This is a genomic window from Adhaeribacter aerolatus (genome assembly GCF_007991635.1).
Taxonomy (GTDB): Bacteria; Bacteroidota; Bacteroidia; order Cytophagales; family Hymenobacteraceae; genus Adhaeribacter; species Adhaeribacter aerolatus.
Genome location: NZ_BJYS01000009.1, coordinates 92,833 through 112,377, shown reverse-complemented (window position 1 = coordinate 112,377; position 19,545 = coordinate 92,833). Strand labels below are relative to the sequence as shown.

The window sequence follows — 19,545 nt, the reverse complement described above, 5'->3', positions numbered from 1 at the left end:
AGAAGATGGCGGCAAACACAGTACAGGAAAGACCCCGGGTACAGCGTAAAGTAAATACGCAGCGACCGTTGCCCCAGGTAGAACCGGAACGTCCGGAACGGCCCAAGGGTACAAGTATTTTTGAACTGCTGGATAGGTATACCAAAATGGATACCTTGTTTCAGTATGGCCTGCCCGTAAAGTTTCTGCCCTATATTATTTACTTAATGATTGTTGGCCTGTTTTATATTGGCAACACCCACTACGCCGAAAAAACTATCCGGAAAATTGATAAGATAAAGAGCGAAGTCGAAGATTTACGCGCTGACTACACCACCCTGGCCGCTGATTACATGGAAGCGAGCAAGCAATCGGAAGTGGCCCGTAAGGTAATGCCTGCCGGTATTGTGGAAAGTTCTTCACCTCCTTACCAGATAGAAGTTTATGGCGAAGAATATTAAGAAATCAATCGTTACCCGGGTGCGGGTAGCGTTTTTGGCTATTTGTTTGTTCGCGGTTGCCATTGTGGCCAAGGTGGTGCACGTGCAGTTTTTCGAAGGCCAGAAGTGGACACAACTGCAAAAAGAAAGCCGGATGATTTATTTGCCGGTGTATGCCACCCGGGGCAATGTGCTGTCGGATAACGAAAGTATCATGGCTACCTCGCTCCCGTTTTACCGGGTAGCTTTTGACCCCACCATTTGCGATGACAAAAAGTTCGAAAAAGGCATCGACTCGCTGGCCCTGTTGCTATCGCGTTTCTATAAAGACAAATCGCCGGAAGGCTACCGGCGCAAAATAAAAAATGCCCGCCTGGCCAAACGGCGCTACATCCGCATTCATAGCCGCCAGTTAAATTATCAGGAAAAAAAGATGATGGCTGCATGGCCTATTTTCCGGGAAGGTAAAAATAGAGGCGGCGTTATTTTCGAGAAGGTAGATAAGCGTTTCCGGCCGTTCGGTACGTTGGCGCAGCGGACCATTGGCCGTATTACCGAAGACAAAAAAGGCTCTGGTCTGGAATATACCTACAACAGCTACCTGGCCGGGAAAGACGGCGAAGCTTTGTTCGAAAGAATGGCCGGTGGTAACAAACCCATCTACAACGCTACCGACGTAAAACCACTGCCCGGCTACGATATTAAAACCACCATTGATATTAACCTGCAGGACGTAGCCGAAAATGCACTGTACAAAGCGCTGGTTGCGAATAATGCCCAGTACGGCTGCGTGGTGCTGATGGAAGTAAAAACCGGCGAGATTAAAGCCATTGCTAACCTAGGCAAAGCCGGAGAAGGGGTTTATGTAGAAAATTATAACTACGCCGTTGGTAATCACGGCCGGACCGAACCCGGATCTACCTTTAAGCTGGCCTCCATGATGGCACTTTTTGAAGAAACCGATTTAACACCTGATGACAGCCTTGATACCGGTAAAGGCCGTGAACTAATTGGCGGATCTTATATGAGTGAATCTACGGGCCGCGGCTACGGGGTACTTTCCATTGCCGATATTTTCGGAAAATCTTCTAATCCAGGCACGGCCAAACTAATCGAAAACGCTTTTAAAGCAAATCCGCAGAAGTATGTAGAATATCTGGAAAAATTCGGGCTGACCAAGCCATTGGGTTTTCAGATGCACGGGGAAGCCCAACCGGTTATTTACACGCCGGATAACCGGCGGTGGAGCCGGACTACTTTAACCCGGATGGCGATTGGTTATAGTTTGCAAATAGCGCCTTTGCAAACGTTGGCTTTGTACAATGCTGTGGCTAATAACGGCATAAAAGTTACGCCCATTATTGTAAAGGAAATCCGGAAGGGTAACACCGTGGTAGAAAGTTTCGGGGCGCAGGATTTTAACCCTACGCGCATTTGCTCCGAAGAAACGGTGAAAAAATTGCGGCTGCTAATGGAAGGGGTAGTAGAACACGGTACCGGAAAACATGTAAAAAGCCAGTATTACAAAGTGGCCGGCAAAACCGGTACAGCCTGGAAGGTAAAAAATGGCAAGTACGATAAAAAAGTTTATTCTACTTCTTTTGCCGGTTATTTCCCCGCCGATAATCCTAAATATTCCTGCATTGTAATTATTGATACGCCAAAGAGTGGCCGTATCTACGGCGGCGATGTGGCAGCGCCGGTTTTCCGGGAACTGGCCGATAAAGCTTATGCCCGCGACCTGACCTTGCACCAGCCGTTGGCCAGCCGGGTAATTACCGATCGCCAGAAATTACCGCCGGTAAAAGCTGGCAACCAGGAAGAGCTAACCTTAATTACAAATAAATTAGGTATCAGTACCCACAACCGATCCGACGAAGAATGGGTAAAAGCCGATTCGCAGGGACATTCGCTGGTTTGGAAATCAAATAAATTAATGGTGGGCCGGGTGCCCGATGTTTCCGGAATGACCCTACGCGATGCGCTTTTTGTGCTGGGTAACCAAGGGTTACGTGTGCAGACCCAGGGCAGTGGGCGGGTACAAACCCAATCACTGGAACCCGGTAGCCCTATTAAGAAAGGAAGTATTATTATTATAACTTTAAGTTAATGCCGCTTTTATCCGCTCTGCTTGCAGATGTAAAACCCATTCAGGTAGTTGGTTCCGAGGCGGTAGAAGTGCTTGGCTTAACCTTCGATTCCCGGCAGGCTGCCGCCGGTATGGCTTTTTTTGCTATCCGGGGCGTGCAGGCCGATGGGCACGCCTATATTTCCAAAGCCGTTGAAGCGGGTACCGCCGTGGTTATTTGCGAACAATTACCCGAAACCCAGGCACCGGCCGTTACCTATGTGCAGGTAGCCGATAGTGCGGAGGCCATGGGTTATATAGCCGCTGCTTTTTACGGCCACCCGGCCAAGCAGTTAAAACTGGTAGGGGTAACCGGTACCAACGGCAAAACCACCTGCGTTACCTTGTTGCACAAATTATTCCGGGAGTTGGGTTACCAGGTGGGTATGCTCTCCACCGTGCAAAACCAGATCAACGAAACCGTTATACCGGCCACGCATACCACCCCCGATGCCATTAACCTGAATAATTTGCTGGCCAAAATGGTAAAAGCCGGCTGTAGCTATTGTTTTATGGAGGTTAGCTCGCACGCGCTGGTGCAGCACCGGGTTACCGGCCTGCAGTTTGCCGGTGCAATTTTTACCAATATTACCCACGATCACCTCGACTACCACAAAACGTTTGAAGAATATATCCGGGCCAAAAAGCTATTTTTTGATAACTTAACAAAAAGCGCTTTTGCTTTGGTAAATGCCGACGACAAACGGGGTAACGTGATGTTGCAGAATACCAAAGCCAAAACCTACACTTACGCGCTCCGCACCGCCGCCGACTTTAAAGCCCGCATCCTTGATAATTCTATTCAGGGATTGCACCTGGAGTTGGAGGGGAAAGAGGTTTACTGCAAACTTATCGGTACGTTTAACGCCTATAATTTACTGGCTGTGTACGGCGCTGCTAATTTGTTGGGCGAAGACCCAGACGAAGTTTTAACCGTGTTATCCAGCTTGTCCTCGGCGGCGGGCCGCTTCGATTATATAGTATCGGATACACAAATTACCGGTATTGTTGATTATGCCCATACCCCCGATGCGCTGCAAAATGTGCTGAATACGATAAAGCAAATTCGCCGTCCTGACCAGCAGGTAATTACCGTAGTGGGTTGCGGCGGTAACCGCGATGCCACCAAGCGGCCCATCATGGCCGATATTGCCTGTCAGTACAGCGACCGCGTCATTTTAACCTCCGATAACCCCCGGTTCGAAGACCCGCAGGAAATATTAAACCAGATGCAGGCGGGCGTAAAGCCTCCGGATTTGAAAAAGACCTTAACTGTGGTAGACCGGAAAGAAGCCATCAAAACGGCCTGTATGCTGGCTCAAAATCAGGATATTATTTTAATTGCCGGTAAAGGACACGAAACCTACCAGGAAGTTAAGGGGGTAAAAACCGATTTCGATGATAAAAAAATATTAGCCCAACTCTTTCAGGTACTGGGCAAGTAAGAACAGAAAACTAACTAAATACGGGTTTGTTGCAGGTTGGGAAATATTCTCAAACCTGGTATTCAAACCATTAAAGGGAATAAATGCTTTACTACTTATTTAATTACCTCGAAGAAAATTTTGACTTTTTCGGCGCCGGGGTTTTTCAATATATTTCGTTTCGGGCAGGTATGGCTACGCTGGTATCGTTGCTGATTGCCATGATATTTGGCGGCCGCCTGATTAAAATGTTGCACCGGAAGCAGGTAGGTGAGAGCATCCGGGATTTAGGCCTGGCCGGACAGATGGAGAAAAAAGGTACACCTACTATGGGCGGCATTATCATTCTGCTGGCCATTCTGGTACCTACTTTGCTATTTGCCCGCCTCGATAATATTTATATTATCCTGATGCTGATTTCTACGGTTTGGCTCGGCATTATTGGTTTTCTGGATGACTACATCAAGGTGTTCCGCAAAAATAAAGAAGGTTTGGCTGGTCGGTTTAAAGTCATCGGGCAGATTGGCTTGGGTTTGATTGTAGGCTATACCTTGTTTGTGAGCGACGATGTGGTGGTACGGCAATATGTAAACGGCAGTACCGGGGCTTTGTCGGCGGTAGATGCTTCACCTACTTACCTCGATGTGAAATCGATGATTACGAGTATTCCGTTCCGCAAAAACAATGAGCTGGATTACTGCACCATGTTTTCGTTTGCCGAACCAATATTCGGGCAATGGGCCTGTTTCCTGTACATTCCTTTTGTAATCATTATAATAACCGCCGTTAGTAACGGCGCCAATATTACTGATGGTTTAGATGGCCTCGCAGCCGGCACTTCGGCTATTATTGGTTTAACGCTGGCGGTTTTTGCCTGGATTTCCGGTAACACCATTATTGCCGATTACCTGAATATTATGTTTATCCCGAACTCCGGCGAACTGGTAATTTTTTGTACCGCTTTCGTGGGAGCTTGTATCGGTTTTTTGTGGTACAACTCATACCCGGCGCAGGTTTTTATGGGCGATACGGGCAGTCTGGCCATTGGCGGCATTATTGCGGTGCTGGCGCTAATTGTACGCAAAGAACTGCTGATTCCCATTTTATGCGGCATTTTCCTGGTCGAAAATTTATCGGTGATGCTGCAGGTAAGCTACTTTAAATACACCAAAAAGAAATACGGCGAAGGCCGCCGCATTTTTAAAATGTCGCCGCTACACCACCACTACCAAAAAGTAGGCTACCACGAATCCAAAATTGTATCCCGGTTCTGGATTGTAGGCATCATGCTGGCCATTTTAAGCTTAGCCACTTTAAAACTGAGATAAGAAGTCGTTATTCGTTAATCGTTATTCGTTATTCGTTGTTCGGAAATAATTAAGATGGGTAAGCAATATACTGATTTAGATGTATGGAAGAATAGCAGAAGTTTAGCAAATAAAATTTATGAAATAACAAAGGGGTTTCCGAAAGAAGAAATATTTGGACTAACAAGTCAGATGCGCCGCGCTGGGGTGTCTATTCCTTCAAATATTGCTGAAGGGTGTGGACGTCAATACTCGAAAGATGCCATTCAATTCTTTTTTGTTGCAAGGGGCTCTTTATATGAATTAGAAACACAGTTATATATAGCTTCTGACCAAGGATATATTTCAATTGATGAAATAACTAAATGTTTAGAAGAAGTTACGAAATGCAAACAGTTGATTAATGGCTTTATCATTTATTACAAATCCTTAAAAGCCCGAACAACTAATAACGATTAACGAGCAACGACCCAAACAAATCGAATAACGAACAACGATTAACGACTAACGAACAATGATAGCGATACTGGGAGCCGGCGAGAGCGGAGTAGGAGCAGCCCTTTTGGCAAAAGCCAAAGGGCTATCGGTTTTTGTATCGGATATGGGTACCATTAAGCCGGCTTATAAAGAACAACTGCAACATGAAAATATTCCGTTTGAAGAAGGAAAGCACACCTTTGAACGGATTTTAGCGGCCGACGAAATTATTAAAAGTCCGGGTATTCCGGATAAAGCCGAAATTATTAAGCTGGCCAAAGCCAAAAGCATTCCGGTTATCTCGGAGATTGAGTTTGGCGCCCGTTATTCCAAGGCCAAATTTATATGCATTACCGGTACCAACGGCAAAACTACCACTACGCTTTTAACCTACCACTTACTGAAAACTGCTGGTTTTAACGTGGAACTGGCCGGCAATATCGGCGAGAGTCTGGCTGAAAAAGTAATTGAAGATACCGCTGAATATTACGTAGTGGAGCTGAGCAGCTTTCAGCTCGACACCATGTACGGGTTTAAAGCCCACATTGCCATTCTGCTGAATATTACCCCGGATCACCTGGACCGCTACGACTATAACATCGGGAATTACGCGCAATCGAAACTGCGCATAACCCAAAACATGGAACCGACTGATTTTTTTATTTACAACCAGGAGGATGCGCTGATAAATGAACATTTAGTAAAAGTAAATACGCAGGCTACCCTGGTGCCATTTGCCTTACAGCCGTCTGGTGGAGTAAAAGCTGCCTTTACCGGTAACAATATCCAAACGGATATAACCGGAAAGCCCGAAAGCATAGATGTGTCGGCTTCGCCGTTAATTGGCAAGCATAACCAATACAATACGCTGGCAGCGGTTACAGCGGCTTTGCTGGCCGGGGCGGAAGCATTTCGGATTGAAGAAGGATTGGCAACTTTTAGAAATGCCGAGCACCGTTTGCAGCCGGTTGGCGAAGCGAACGGCGTTACTTACATCAACGACTCGAAAGCTACCAACGTGGAAGCGGTTTGGTACGCCCTGGAGGGTATTAAGCAACCAATTATTTGGATTGCCGGTGGCGTGGACAAAGGCAACGATTACGAAACCCTGAAACCGTTGGCCAAAGAAAAAATTAAAGCGCTGATCTGCCTTGGTAAAGAAAACGAGAAGCTGTTTCGCGCATTCGGGGAGGTGGTTCCGGTGATTGAAGAAACGCAATCGGTAGACGAGGTGGTGCAAAAGGCCAAAGCTTTGGCCCAGCCCGGCGATGTGGTGCTGTTGTCGCCGGCCTGCGCCAGTTTCGATTTGTTTCAGAACTACGAACACCGGGGCCGCAGTTTTGCCGAAGCTGTGCAGAAATGGGTATTAAACCAAAATACGATGAATAAATAATTCAGCGGGATTAAAAATAATAGTTTAACAACTATATACTAAAGTTATGAATAAAGTAAAAGGCTGGTTGCAGGATAACTTAAAAGGTGATCCGATTTTGTGGGGAATTGTGATTGCTTTTTCACTCATTAGTATTCTGGTAGTGTATTCGGCTATTGGCACGCTGGCTTACCGCAAAGGGCAGGGCAATACCGAATTCTTTTTGTTTAAGCACACCGGCCTGATTGTGATAGGTCTAATATTTATGTGGTTTGCCCATAAAATTAATTACCGCTATTACTCCCGGTTGTCGCTAATTGGTTTGTTTTTATCGGTGCCGCTGCTGCTGTTTGCCTGGAAATTTGGTACTACCGTAAACGAAGCCTCCCGCTGGATTGTCATTCCGGTAATCAAACAAACTTTCCAGCCTTCCGACTTAGCCAAACTGGCCTTGATCACGCATTTGGCCAGTATGCTCTCCAAACGCCAGCTCAATATTGATAATATCAAGGAAACCATTATTCCCATGCTTTTCTGGGTGGGCTTAATCTGCGGTTTAATTGCTTTGATGAATATTTCAACCGGGCTTTTGTTATTCCTGACTTGTATGCTGCTCATGTTTATTGGCCGGGTACCCATGAAATATATTATGATGCAGATTCTGGTAGGCGCCATTGCGGGTTCTTTGTCGCTGGCGTTGGGGCAACGGATGAATACGGCCATCAGCCGGATCGAGAACTTTATGGACAAAGACGAGACGGTGTTCCAGTTAGAGCAGTCTTATATTGCCATTGCTACCGGCGATATTTTTGGGAAAGGTCCGGGCAAAAGCGATCAGCGTAACTTTTTACCTTTACCATACTCCGACTTTATTTACGCCATCATTATAGAAGAATACGGTTTGATTGGCGGGGTGCTGGTAGTCTTTCTGTATTTGGCCTTTCTTTATCGAGGGATGGTGGCTGTTACGAAGAGTTACGGGGCCTTTGGCGGACTGCTCTCGGCGGGCTTGAGTTTTAGTTTAGTAATTCAGGCTATGGTTAATATGGGCGTGGCCGTTGGCTTAGGGCCCATTACGGGTTTGCCTTTGCCGCTGCTCAGTATGGGTGGAACCTCCCTGATATTTACCGGTATTTCCATTGGCATTATTCTCAGCGTTAGCCGCAGCGAAGCTGAATTAGCGGCTTCGTCAACCAAAGGCAATACACCGGGCAATATCAAAACCAATTTCTCGTCCAAAATGGTAGCCCATGTGTCCAGCAACTAAAAAAATAAACCGGGTTATCATTAGCGGCGGTGGCACGGGCGGGCATATTTTTCCGGCCGTAGCTATTGCTAACGAAATAAAGCAACGGAACCCTACAGCCGAAATATTATTTGTAGGGGCTAAAGGCCGCATGGAAATGACTCGGGTGCCCGAAGCTGGTTATAAAATTGTGGGTTTAAATATTAGTGGTTTGCAGCGGCGCATCACTTTAGAAAATTTGTCTTTCCCTTTTAAGGTTTTTTCCAGCATCCGGGCCGCTAAAAAAATTATTAAAGATTTTAAACCCGATGCCGTGGTGGGGGTGGGTGGTTACGCCAGTGCCCCGGTCTTGTTTGCCGGCACCTCGCTCAAAGTACCCAGCCTGATCCAGGAACAGAATTCTTACGCGGGCATCACGAATAAACTGCTTGCCAAGCGGGTAGATAAAATATGCGTGGCTTACGAAGGCATGGAAAGTTTCTTCCCGGCTTCCAAACTAGTCTTAACCGGCAATCCGGTGCGGCAGGATATCCTGGCCAAAGAAGACAAGCGGGCAGAAGCCTTAACGTATTTCGGCCTGCCCTCAAACCACAAGAATATATTGGTAATTGGCGGTAGCCTGGGCGCCCGCACTATTAACCAGGCTACCGAAGCCAGTCTGGCTCAAATGAAAGCTGCGGGATACGGATTAATCTGGCAAACCGGTAAATTTTATCACAACCAGGCGCAAACCGCTACCGATAATATAGGAGCTTTAAATATTAAAGCTTTTGATTTTATCCGGCGCATGGATTTGGCATATGCTGCCGCCGATGTGGTTATTTCCCGGGCCGGAGCCCTATCAATTTCGGAACTGTGCCTCGTTGGCAAGCCAGTTATTCTGGTACCATCGCCAAACGTAGCCGAAGACCACCAAACGAAAAATGCCTTGGCCTTGGTAAAAAAAGACGCGGCGGTGCTGGTTAAAGATGATGAAGCCGGTACGGAATTATACCCTGCGGCTTTTGCCTTAATGGCCGATGCGGCCCGGCAAAAGCAACTAAGCGCTAATATTCTGAAACTAGCCCAGCCCCAGGCGGCTACGGCTATTGTAAACGAACTTTTAAATATTTTGCCTTGAAACTAGAAGCCTATAAATATATTTATTTCCTCGGAATTGGTGGAATTGGCATGAGCGCCATTGCCCGCTGGTTCCGGTCGCAGGGCTATCCGGTTTGGGGTTACGATAAAACCGAAACGCCCTTAACGCAGACGCTTTCAGCGGAAGGTATTCAGATTCATTACGACGACGATATAAAAAATATTCCGGCGGAGGTAATAGAAAATAAAGAAGCCACGCTGGTAATATTAACCCCGGCTATTCCGAAAGAGCACCAGGAGTGGCATTATTTACAGGAGCAGGGCTATACCATTAAAAAACGCTCCGAAGTTTTAGGGCTGATTACCCAGAGTGCTTACACGGTGGCCGTAGCCGGTACGCACGGCAAAACCACTACGTCTTCTATGGTGGCCCATTTGCTGCACCAGGCGGGTGTAAATTGTTCGGCTTTTCTGGGTGGCATTGCCGTTAATTTTAATTCTAACCTGGTGCTGGCGACCGATAGTACTGCTCCCCAAACGGTGGTAGTAGAGGCCGACGAGTATGACCGGTCGTTCTTACGCCTGTTTCCGGATATCGCTATTGTAACTTCCTCTGATGCCGATCACTTAGATATTTATGGAAATAAAGAGGAACTAATTAAGAGCTTCGGGGACTTTATTAGCCAAATCCGGCCCAACGGATACTTGATTTTAAATGAGCAGGTGGATAGCAGGGTAGTAGCGAAAATTGACCCATCGGTTAAAATAATCCGGTATGCATTTGAAAATTCCCAGGTAAGCGCTACAGGCGTAACAGCGGCCGGTCGAACCTTTACTTTTTCTTTACAAAGCGACCTGGGCAATATTCCCGACTTGGAACTGCGGGTGCCGGGCTTTCATAACGTCGAAAATATGCTGGCCGCTGCCACTGCGGCACAATTAGTAGGGGTAACACCCGGGCAAATTAAAGCGGGGGTTAAAACCTACGAAGGCGTACATCGCCGGTTCGAATATATTGTGGATAATAACAAACCCATTTTCATCGACGATTATGCGCATCATCCCGGCGAAATAGATGCCTTTATCCGGTCGTTGAAGGCGCTCTATCCGGGCAAAAAGCTGAAGGTAATATTTCAGCCGCACCTGTATACCCGCACCCGCGACTTTGCCGATGAGTTTGCACAAAGTTTGAGCCAAGTTGACGAGGTTGCGTTGCTGGAAATTTATCCGGCGCGCGAAAAGCCCCTGCCGGGCGTTACAGCGCAACTTATTCTGGATAAAATAAATGGGCCAAAAAAATATATTATTTCGAAGGAAGAAGTACTGAAAAGTATTAAAAATAATAACGATATTGATATCCTGGCAACCGTTGGCGCCGGCGATATTGATACGCTTGTGAAGCCCATAAAACAAATTTTAGGAGGCCAAAATCATGTACCGGAAGCGTAGACTCATTTTTTTGTTGTTTTGTATTTCTCTATTTGGCCTGATTGGTTTTCTGGTGACTTTTGTGAATAAGCGTCAGGAAAAAAGGATAGTTGAAAAGATATATATTACTATTGATAATGAATATAATAATTACTTTATTAGTGACCGAGAAGTAAAAAGTATTCTGACCCAGTACGGCACGAGTAAAATCGAAGGTTTAAATGCCAATGACATAGACCTGAAGCAACTGGAAAGGCGCATCAAATCGCACAAATTTGTGCAGGATGCGGAGGTCTACCGCGATTTAGCTGGCAACGTAAACATAAAAATTCAGCAAAACCGGCCCATTGCCCGAATCGTACACCCCGATTCTGATAAGGATATTTACATTGATGAGAACGGCAGTGTTCTACCGTTGTCCGACAGATTTACAGCCCGTGTTATTCCGATAACAAAAGCTGAAAATTTACCGGCGATTAGTAAAGGTTTTTTTCAGGATTCAACGGGTAAATCGTATCTTGCGCTCTTGAAATTTATCGAGCAGGATAATTTCTGGAAAGCACAACTTGCCCAGATGCATATCGACGCTAAAGGTAAAATCTCTTTTCTGCCCCAGATTGGTAACGAAACCATTGAATTTGGGAAGCCAGAAGATATTGAACAAAAATTTAAAAAGATTTTAATCTTTTACCGGAAGGTGCTCCCCGCTATGGGATGGGATAGGTATCGCCGTGTGAACGTGGAGTTTAAAGACCAGATCATCTGTGAATAAAATATAGGTATGCAAAACGACAAAATTGTAGTAGGCCTGGATATCGGAACAACCAAAATTTGTGCGTTGGTTGGCCGTAAGAACGAGTTTGGCAAACTCGAGATCCTGGGCATGGGTAAAGCGGTTTCCGAAGGTGTTGTGCGGGGCATTGTCAGCAACATCGATAAAACCGTCGATGCTATTAAAAAAGCCATTAAGCAGGCAGAAGAACAATCGGGGATTAACATTGGGGTCGTAAACGTAGGAATAGCCGGTCAGCATATAAAAAGCTTACAGCACAACGGCAGTATTACCCGTTCATCTACCGATCAGGAAATTACCGTTGACGATGTAAACCGGCTGACGAATGATATGTATCGCCTGGTTACCCCGCCGGGCAGCGAGATCATTCACGTTATGCCGCAGGATTACAAAGTAGATTATGAAGAAGGTATTGTGGATCCGGTAGGTATGTCGGGCGTGCGGCTGGAAGGTAACTTCCATATCATCACGGCCCAATCCAACGCCATCAACAATATTAACAAGTGCGTAAACCGGGCCGGTCTTGAAATCGAGAATCTTATTCTGGAACCATTGGCCTCCAGCATGTCGGTTTTGAGTGAAGAAGAAAAAGAAGCCGGCGTAGCCTTAATAGATATTGGGGGTGGTACCACCGATTTAGCTATTTTTAAGGACAACATAATCCGCCACGCAGCGGTATTGCCATTTGGCGGTAACATAATTACTTCCGATATTAAGCAGGGTTGCATGGTTATGCAAAACCAGGCCGAACAATTGAAGGTAAAATTTGGCCGGGCGATTGCCGACGAAGCTTCTGAGAATGAGATTGTTTCGATTCCGGGCTTACGCGACCGGACACCAAAAGAAATTTCTTTAAAAAATCTTGCTTATATTATCGAGGCAAGAATGGAAGAAATTGTTGAACTAGTTTACTCAGAAATTGTTAGAAGCGGATACGCCAACAGCCTGACCGCGGGTATAGTGGTTACAGGTGGCGGTTCGCAATTACAGAATTTAGTACAGTTGGTAGAATATTTAACTGGTTTGGATGCCCGTATCGGCTACCCGAACGAGCATTTGGGCAAAAGCAAAATTGATGCGGTAAAAAGCCCGATGTATGCTACTACGGTGGGACTGGTATTGTCGGGTTACCGTTCGCTGGACGATCGCTTAACCCGCTATACCGAGATTAAGCACAGCGAGACCCGCACGAACGAACAGCGGATAGTACCGACTAATAAAGATAAACAAAGCTCTGGTGGGGGCGATTTCTTTAAAAAGATTTTAGATCGTACCAAAGGTTTGCTTATCGATGACTTTGACGATAAACAAAACTACTAATATTTAAAGCAGCAGATCAAGACATGGCTTTTACATCCTATAAGTTTGATATTCCTTCCCAATCTAAGTCCATCATTAAGGTGATTGGCGTTGGGGGAGGCGGCAGCAATGCGGTAAACCACATGTATAACCAGGGCATCAAAGATGTGGAATTTGTGGTTTGTAATACCGACGCGCAGGCCCTTAAAAGCAGTAGCGTACCCAACAAGCTGCAGATTGGGGTAGACCTGACCGAGGGGCTGGGAGCCGGCGCTAATCCGGAACGCGGAAAGCAGGCAGCGCTGGAAAGCAAAGAGCAGATCCGGGAATTATTGGGTAACGATACCAAAATGGTGTTTATTACGGCGGGTATGGGTGGTGGTACCGGAACAGGTGCGGCCCCGGTAATTGCCAAAGTAGCCAAAGATCTGGAAATATTAACCGTAGGTATTGTAACGGCGCCTTTTATGTTCGAGGGCCGCAAAAAGCGGGTACAGGCCGATAATGGTATAAAGGAATTAAGCGATAGCTGCGATACCGTGCTGGTGATCTTAAATGATAAGCTGCGCGAAATGTTTGGCAATTTGCCCATTCGGCAGGCTTTTGCCAAAGCCGATAATGTCTTGAGTACTGCTGCTAAAAGTATTGCCGAAATTATTACCGTAACTTCCGAAGTTAACGTGGACTTTGAAGATGTTAAAACGGTAATGAAAGATTCCGGTGCAGCCGTGATGGGTTCGGCTACTACCGAAGGCGAAAACCGCGCTTTGCGGGCCGCCGAAGAAGCTTTGTCTTCGCCGTTGCTGAACAATACCGATATTCACGGTGCGCAGAAAATATTGCTGTCCATTATGTCCGGTGACCAGGCTGAACTGGAAATGGATGAACTGACTGAAATTACCGAATATATTCAGGATAAAGCTGGTGAAGAAGCGGAAGTTATTTTCGGTCATGGTATTGATTCTACCTTAGGCCAAAGCATTCGGGTAACGGTAATTGCTACGGGTTTTGCCCGGGAAGGAACCAGCATCGTGCAACCGCAACCAGCTAAAAAAGTAGTCTCTTTAGATTCTGATCCGTTGGCCAATATTTTTGAACCAGCGCCAGTAGTGCGCCGGGAAGAACCAGTTGCGCCACCTGCACCTGCCCCGCGGGCCGTTGAGCCGCCGGTACAGCCACAGCCGCAACCCCAACAACCCGAACCAGTAAAAAAACAGCCGGAACCAACCCGCGTGGTAATGGATCTGGAGTCTTCGCCGGGTAAGAATTTCAACCATGATTATCAGGAGCCGTCGCGTCCGGTGGCGGAGCCTACCCGCATTGAAGTTGACCCGTACGAGGCGGAGCGGATGAGCCTGGAAGCCAAAGCGGCCGAGAGAAGAAAACGCTTGCAGCAATTAAGCAGCGAAGTTACGAGTGAAGCCATCAAAGAAAAACTGGAAGTACCAGCTTATCTGCGCCGGAATGTAGCCCTGGAAAACGTAGCGCCTTCCTCAGCCCGTAGTATTTCGCGGTTTAACCTAAGCGACGATAACGACATTTTAGGCGATAATAAATTTTTACACGACAACGTGGATTAAATACTTAATTAAAAACAAAAAGGGCCGGCTTATATAAGCAGGCCCTTTTTGTTTTTATACATTTATATTTTTTTCCTATTACCATACTTGTTTAATGGTATGTCCTTATTTTTATCTTTATCTATCAAGTATAAAATCCGATCTGCAGCTTTGAATGGAATATTGAATTCATCACAATGCTTTCTTAAATCAATTAGGTACTTTAAATATAGATTAGTCTGCACATCAATTTCTAAATGATTAGAAGTGGATTTTAAATCTAAATTTTTCCCATAAATAAAGCGATAAACCCGTTGATCAATAATCTGGTAAATATAAGGGTTTTTGAAGCGTAGAATAGTTGAAACCATTGGTAAGCCGAAGCCTTTATTTTCTGATTTCAAAAGTGCACCTACAATTTCAAAAGTTAAGGCTTCATCTATTTGAATAGAATTTTTATCTATTTGATTGATTTTTGCTAAAGTCTTTTCTGGTATTTCAGCATATCTATTTACCTTCCAGAGAACTATTTCATTTACTATATTTTGATCAAAATCACCTTTTAATTTATCTAATTTATTGGTTAGTTTTTCTTGATATTTGAATGTTGGAAGTGAATATTTTTTAATAAAATCAGAAGTAAAATCAGTTATTTTTTTAAGCATAGAAATCTGTTTAGAGTCTAAAAAATAATAAACTGATCAATTTGCTGCTGCAATAAATCAAGGTATAAGTTATTCGTAACGCGGCCGTGCTCCATGTTCCGGTGAATGTGCATCAGGCGAGGCTTGGCAGCTAATACATGCATTCCCATATAATTCAGCACATCCGTTAAGTGGCTTAAAGCCAATGCGCCTCCTTGGGTGCCGGTAGAAATGCCTACCAGAGCTCCTTTTTTATTCCGGAAACTATTGGGGTAACTAAGCCCATCTATAAAAGTTTTTAATATGCCTGGGAAAGAACCATTGTATTCCGGCACAATAAACACGAACTTTTCTGAATCCTCGACCATGCTGATGAGCTTATTGAAAGCCGGATTTTTGCCACTGTTACTGTACAAAGCCGTGGTAATAAAATCGGCGGGTACTTCCAGTAAGTCTAAAATCTGGTGGGGAATGTTCATTTGTTGTAATAGTCCGGCGTAAATAGCAGCTATTAGCCGGGCGTTGGCGTTAGGTCGATTGGTACCGGATATAATGGTAATCATAATTGCGTTCAGGAGGAAGTAAACTTAAAAACTTAACTATTAAAACTAATGCTTTTTAATAAAGTTGCGGGAAGGATGCCAAACCAGGCTAGCCCCATTGGTAAAAAGAAAAGCGAGCTGTTGGGCTCGCTTTTCCTAATATTAAAGAAATGAGTACTAAACAATATTCTCAGAAGTAACTTTAGCCGCAATATATTCGCGGTTCAGCATGGCAATATTTTCTAAAGAAATCCCTACCGGGCATTCAGCGGCACACGCACCAATATTGGTACAAGACCCGAAACCTTCGGCATCGTGCTGGGCCAGCATATTTTCGACGCGGGTTTTGCGCTCTACTTTACCTTGCGGCAACATAGCTAATTGCGATACTTTGGCGCTTAAGAACAACATGGCCGAAGCATTTTTACAGGCAGCCACACAGGCGCCACACTGGATACAAGTAGCGGCATCAAAGGCCTTATCAGCAATTGATTTTGGAATCGGAATTTCGTTGGCATCGGGTACCCCACCGGTATTAACCGATACATAACCACCAGCCTGCTGAATCCGATCCAGTGCCGAACGATCCACGCTTAAATCTTTGTGTACGGTAAAGGCATTGGCCCGCCAGGGTTCTACCACAATGGTATCCCCGTCTTTAAACTTGCGCATGTGCAGTTGGCAGGTAGTGGTACCTTTCTCTGGTCCGTGCGCCCGGCCGTTAATATACATACTGCACATCCCGCAGATGCCTTCCCGACAGTCGTGGTCAAAAGCAATCGGCTCCTGTCCCTGCCGTAATAAATCTTCGTTTAATACATCAAACATCTCCAGGAAAGACATATCCGGAGAGATATCGTTTACTTTATAAGTTACCAGCTGGCCCGGGGTTTTGGCATTTTTCTGTCTCCAAACTTTCAGAGTCAGGTTCATGGGCGTGCTATTGGGGTTATTACCTGCCATATATTTAATTAGAAATTATGAATTATGAATTAGAAATTGGTCAGGAATGAAAGATGGCCGGAAAATATCCAAAGCCTGTTATTCATTTCTAATTTTGAATTTCTAACTTTTAATTTATTAACCTTATTTATAACTGCGCTGCGTTAACTTCACGTTTTCGAAGGCCAGCGGCTCTTTGTTTAACCTGGCTTCAGAGTCTGGTCCGGTATATTCCCAGGCCGCCACGTAAGCAAAATTAGCATCATCGCGCAAAGCTTCGTTTTCCGGCGTCTGGTATTCCTCCCGAAAGTGACCGCCGCATGATTCGTTGCGGTGTAAAGCATCGGTTACCATTAGCTCGCCCAATTCTATAAAGTCAGCCACCCGGCCGGCTTTCTCAATGGTCTGGTTCATATCTTCGTTAACGCCGTACAGTTTAACGTTGCTCCAGAATTCTTTGCGCAAGGCTTGTATTTTTCCTTTGGCGTACTGCAAACCTTCGGCATTCCGGGCCATACCGCAGTAATCCCACATCAGCAGGCCAAGTTCTTTGTGGAACTCATCAACCGTTTTGGTGCCATTAATCGAAAGTAGTTTCTGGATAGTGGCCCGTACGTTGGTTTCGGCTTCTTTAAAAGCGGGGTGGTCAACGGTTACTTTGGCCGCCGGCATTTGGGCCAGGTAATCGCCAATGGTGTAAGGCAGCACAAAATAACCATCGGCTAAGCCTTGCATCAGCGCCGAAGCACCCAAGCGGTTCGCACCGTGGTCAGAGAAGTTGGCCTCTCCGGCAGCGTATAAGCCCGGGACAGTTGTCATCAGGTTATAATCAACCCACAAACCACCCATGGTGTAATGCACGGCCGGATAAATTCGCATGGGCGTTTGGTAAGGATCTTCGCCGGTAATTTTGGCGTACATCTCGAACAGGTTACCGTATTTCTGGCTTACCTTATCTAATCCGTCGCGTTTAATGGCATCGGAAAAATCGAGGTAAACCGCTAAACCGGTTGAACCCACGCCGCGACCTTCGTCGCAGGCCAGTTTGGCATTGCGGGAAGCTACGTCGCGCGGCACCAGGTTACCAAACGCCGGGTATTTGCGTTCTAGGAAATAATCGCGTTCGTCTTCCGGAATATCTTTGGCTAATCGTTTGTCGCCTTTGGCTTTGGGTACCCAAACCCGGCCATCGTTCCGCAACGACTCCGACATCAAGGTTAATTTGGATTGATATTCGCCGGAAACCGGAATACAGGTAGGGTGAATTTGGGTAAAGCAAGGATTACCAAAGAAAGCACCTTTTTTATAAGCCCGCCAGATAGCCGTGGTATTAGAACCCATGGCATTTGTCGACAAATAAAATACATTGCCGTAACCACCCGTAGCCAGTACCACTGCGTGCGCACTGTGCGATTCGATGTGGCCGGTTACCAAATGACGAGTTACAATACCGCGGGCTTTGCCATCAACCATTACTAAATCCAGCATTTCGGTGCGGGGGAACATTTGCACCTTGCCGTACGCAATCTGGCGGTTAAGCGCACTGTACGCTCCTAGTAATAATTGCTGACCGGTTTGGCCCCTAGCGTAGAACGTACGCGATACCTGCGCCCCCCCAAAAGAACGGTTAGCCAGTAACCCACCGTATTCGCGGGCAAAAGGAACGCCTTGCGCTACGCACTGATCAATAATATTAACACTTACTTGGGCCAGCCGGTAAACGTTGGCTTCGCGGGCGCGGTAGTCACCGCCTTTAATGGTATCGTAAAACAAACGGTAAACACTGTCGCCGTCGTTCTGGTAGTTTTTAGCCGCATTAATACCACCCTGGGCCGCAATACTATGGGCACGGCGGGCGCTGTCCTGAAAGCAAAAAACCTTTACATTGTAACCTAGTTCGGCCAGGGTAGCCGCCGCCGAAGCACCCGCTAATCCCGAACCTACTATAATAATATCGTATTTACGCTTGTTAGCCGGGTTTACCAGCTTTACATTAAATTTATGTTTTTCCCACTTCTCGGCTAACGGGCCATCAGGAATTTTGGCATCTAACGTCACCACCTCAGGAATCTTGGCATCTAATATCATACAGTAAAACCGAAAGGATTAATATAAAAAGAAGAAATAAAGCGGCATGGCGGCAAAACCAGCACAAACAACAATCGAGAAGAAATAACCAAAAGCCTTAATGGCCGGGGTATATTTCTTATGATTTAAACCCAGCGTTTGGAAAGCACTCTGAAACCCGTGAATCAGGTGCAAGGCCAGTGCTACCATGGAGATAACGTAAAGGGCCACGTACCACCAATGGCTGAAAGCTTCTACCGTTATGGCGTACAGGTTTTTATTTCCGGCGGTATCCAATCCTATCTCTCCAAATTTTAATTTAAAATAAAAATTATAAAGATGAACTAATAAAAAGATAAATATAACGGTACCCAGCAAGCCCATATTCCGCGACGACCAAGCGCTGTTTTCTTCGGGGCGGTTTACCGCGTATTGTACCGAACGGGCACTCTGGTTACGACGGGTAAGGGACCAGGCTTCGTAAATATGCAGCACAAACCCTATTAACAAGATTATTTCCATCGCCCGGATTAATGGGTTATGGGTCATAAAATAAGTATATGCGTTAAAGGCTACTCCCTCATCGTTAGAGAATAACTGTAAATTACCAATCAGGTGAACAACCAGAAACGAGCAAAGAAACAAACCGGTAATGGCTACCAGCAGTTTTCGGCCGATGGTACTAGATAGTGCTTTTGTAAACCAACTCATTTGTTAATTAAAATAGATCTGAAAAATGACACTTTTACGAAGGTCAAAGGTAATGGCCGACCTTTTATAAAACAATATTAAAAACCTATTTTTAAACAATCTAAATT

General features: G+C 45.7%; 17 protein-coding genes. 12 read left to right on the top strand and 5 right to left on the bottom strand.

Annotated elements, in window-relative coordinates; all coding sequences use genetic code 11:
* The first annotated feature begins 5 nt into the window (after positions 1-5).
* From AAE02nite_RS08285 to ftsZ, 12 genes are all read left to right on the top strand, one after another.
* A complete protein-coding gene (locus tag AAE02nite_RS08285; protein WP_146896924.1) occupies positions 6-440 on the top strand; it encodes an FtsL-like putative cell division protein in 435 nt (144 codons plus the stop codon).
* On the top strand, positions 424-2,529 hold the full coding sequence (locus tag AAE02nite_RS08280) for a PASTA domain-containing penicillin-binding protein (protein WP_146896921.1): 2,106 nt from the start codon (positions 424-426) through the stop codon (positions 2,527-2,529). The genes AAE02nite_RS08285 and AAE02nite_RS08280 overlap by 17 nt, the downstream gene beginning before the upstream one ends.
* A complete protein-coding gene (locus AAE02nite_RS08275) occupies positions 2,529-3,992 on the top strand; it encodes a UDP-N-acetylmuramoyl-L-alanyl-D-glutamate--2,6-diaminopimelate ligase (protein ID WP_146896918.1) in 1,464 nt (487 codons plus the stop codon). The genes AAE02nite_RS08280 and AAE02nite_RS08275 overlap by 1 nt, the downstream gene beginning before the upstream one ends.
* A gap of 83 nt (positions 3,993-4,075) precedes the next feature.
* Entirely contained in the window at positions 4,076-5,299 is a 1,224-nt protein-coding gene (gene mraY / locus AAE02nite_RS08270; protein ID WP_146896914.1) for a phospho-N-acetylmuramoyl-pentapeptide-transferase, read from the top strand.
* A gap of 54 nt (positions 5,300-5,353) precedes the next feature.
* Positions 5,354-5,737 carry a four helix bundle protein gene (locus AAE02nite_RS08265; RefSeq protein ID WP_146896911.1) on the top strand — a complete coding sequence of 128 codons (384 nt, stop codon included), beginning with the start codon at positions 5,354-5,356 and terminating at the stop codon, positions 5,735-5,737.
* Positions 5,738-5,792: 55 nt separating this feature from the next.
* Positions 5,793-7,148, top strand: coding sequence for a UDP-N-acetylmuramoyl-L-alanine--D-glutamate ligase (gene murD / locus AAE02nite_RS08260; protein WP_146896907.1), 1,356 nt, complete (start codon positions 5,793-5,795; stop codon positions 7,146-7,148).
* Between the two features lie 46 nt (positions 7,149-7,194).
* Positions 7,195-8,394 (top strand): FtsW/RodA/SpoVE family cell cycle protein, encoded by a 1,200-nt coding sequence (locus tag AAE02nite_RS08255; RefSeq protein ID WP_146896904.1) that lies wholly within the window; start codon positions 7,195-7,197, stop codon positions 8,392-8,394.
* Entirely contained in the window at positions 8,378-9,493 is a 1,116-nt protein-coding gene (gene murG / locus AAE02nite_RS08250) for an undecaprenyldiphospho-muramoylpentapeptide beta-N-acetylglucosaminyltransferase (RefSeq protein WP_146896901.1), read from the top strand. The genes AAE02nite_RS08255 and murG overlap by 17 nt, the downstream gene beginning before the upstream one ends.
* Positions 9,490-10,902 carry a UDP-N-acetylmuramate--L-alanine ligase gene (gene murC, locus AAE02nite_RS08245; protein ID WP_146896898.1) on the top strand — a complete coding sequence of 471 codons (1,413 nt, stop codon included), beginning with the start codon at positions 9,490-9,492 and terminating at the stop codon, positions 10,900-10,902. The genes murG and murC overlap by 4 nt, the downstream gene beginning before the upstream one ends.
* On the top strand, positions 10,886-11,653 hold the full coding sequence (locus AAE02nite_RS08240; RefSeq protein WP_146896895.1) for a cell division protein FtsQ/DivIB: 768 nt from the start codon (positions 10,886-10,888) through the stop codon (positions 11,651-11,653). The genes murC and AAE02nite_RS08240 overlap by 17 nt, the downstream gene beginning before the upstream one ends.
* Before the next feature lie 9 nt (positions 11,654-11,662).
* Complete coding sequence (gene ftsA / locus AAE02nite_RS08235) at positions 11,663-12,994, top strand: cell division protein FtsA (RefSeq protein WP_146896893.1); 1,332 nt, start codon at positions 11,663-11,665, stop codon at positions 12,992-12,994.
* 23 nt (positions 12,995-13,017) lie between these two features.
* Positions 13,018-14,553: a cell division protein FtsZ gene (gene ftsZ / locus AAE02nite_RS08230; protein ID WP_146896890.1), complete on the top strand. Its 1,536-nt coding sequence runs from the start codon at positions 13,018-13,020 to the stop codon at positions 14,551-14,553.
* Positions 14,554-14,615: 62 nt separating this feature from the next.
* On the opposite strand, the gene AAE02nite_RS08225 is transcribed toward ftsZ, so the two are convergent.
* The 5 genes from AAE02nite_RS08225 to AAE02nite_RS08205 all read right to left on the bottom strand — a co-directional run bounded on the left by AAE02nite_RS08225 (position 14,616) and on the right by AAE02nite_RS08205 (position 19,438).
* On the bottom strand, positions 14,616-15,197 hold the full coding sequence (locus tag AAE02nite_RS08225) for a hypothetical protein (RefSeq protein WP_146896886.1): 582 nt from the start codon (positions 15,195-15,197) through the stop codon (positions 14,616-14,618).
* Between the two features lie 17 nt (positions 15,198-15,214).
* On the bottom strand, positions 15,215-15,739 hold the full coding sequence (locus AAE02nite_RS08220; RefSeq protein WP_146896882.1) for an NADPH-dependent FMN reductase: 525 nt from the start codon (positions 15,737-15,739) through the stop codon (positions 15,215-15,217).
* A gap of 156 nt (positions 15,740-15,895) precedes the next feature.
* Positions 15,896-16,651, bottom strand: a complete 756-nt coding sequence (locus AAE02nite_RS08215; RefSeq protein WP_146897140.1) for a succinate dehydrogenase/fumarate reductase iron-sulfur subunit — start codon at positions 16,649-16,651, stop codon at positions 15,896-15,898.
* Between the two features lie 153 nt (positions 16,652-16,804).
* The gene (locus tag AAE02nite_RS08210) at positions 16,805-18,718 is read right to left on the bottom strand and encodes a fumarate reductase/succinate dehydrogenase flavoprotein subunit (RefSeq protein WP_146897137.1); all 1,914 of its coding nucleotides are present in this window, start codon (positions 18,716-18,718) and stop codon (positions 16,805-16,807) included.
* Positions 18,719-18,766: 48 nt separating this feature from the next.
* Entirely contained in the window at positions 18,767-19,438 is a 672-nt protein-coding gene (locus AAE02nite_RS08205; RefSeq protein WP_146896879.1) for a succinate dehydrogenase cytochrome b subunit, read from the bottom strand.
* Between the last annotated feature and the right edge of the window lie 107 nt (positions 19,439-19,545).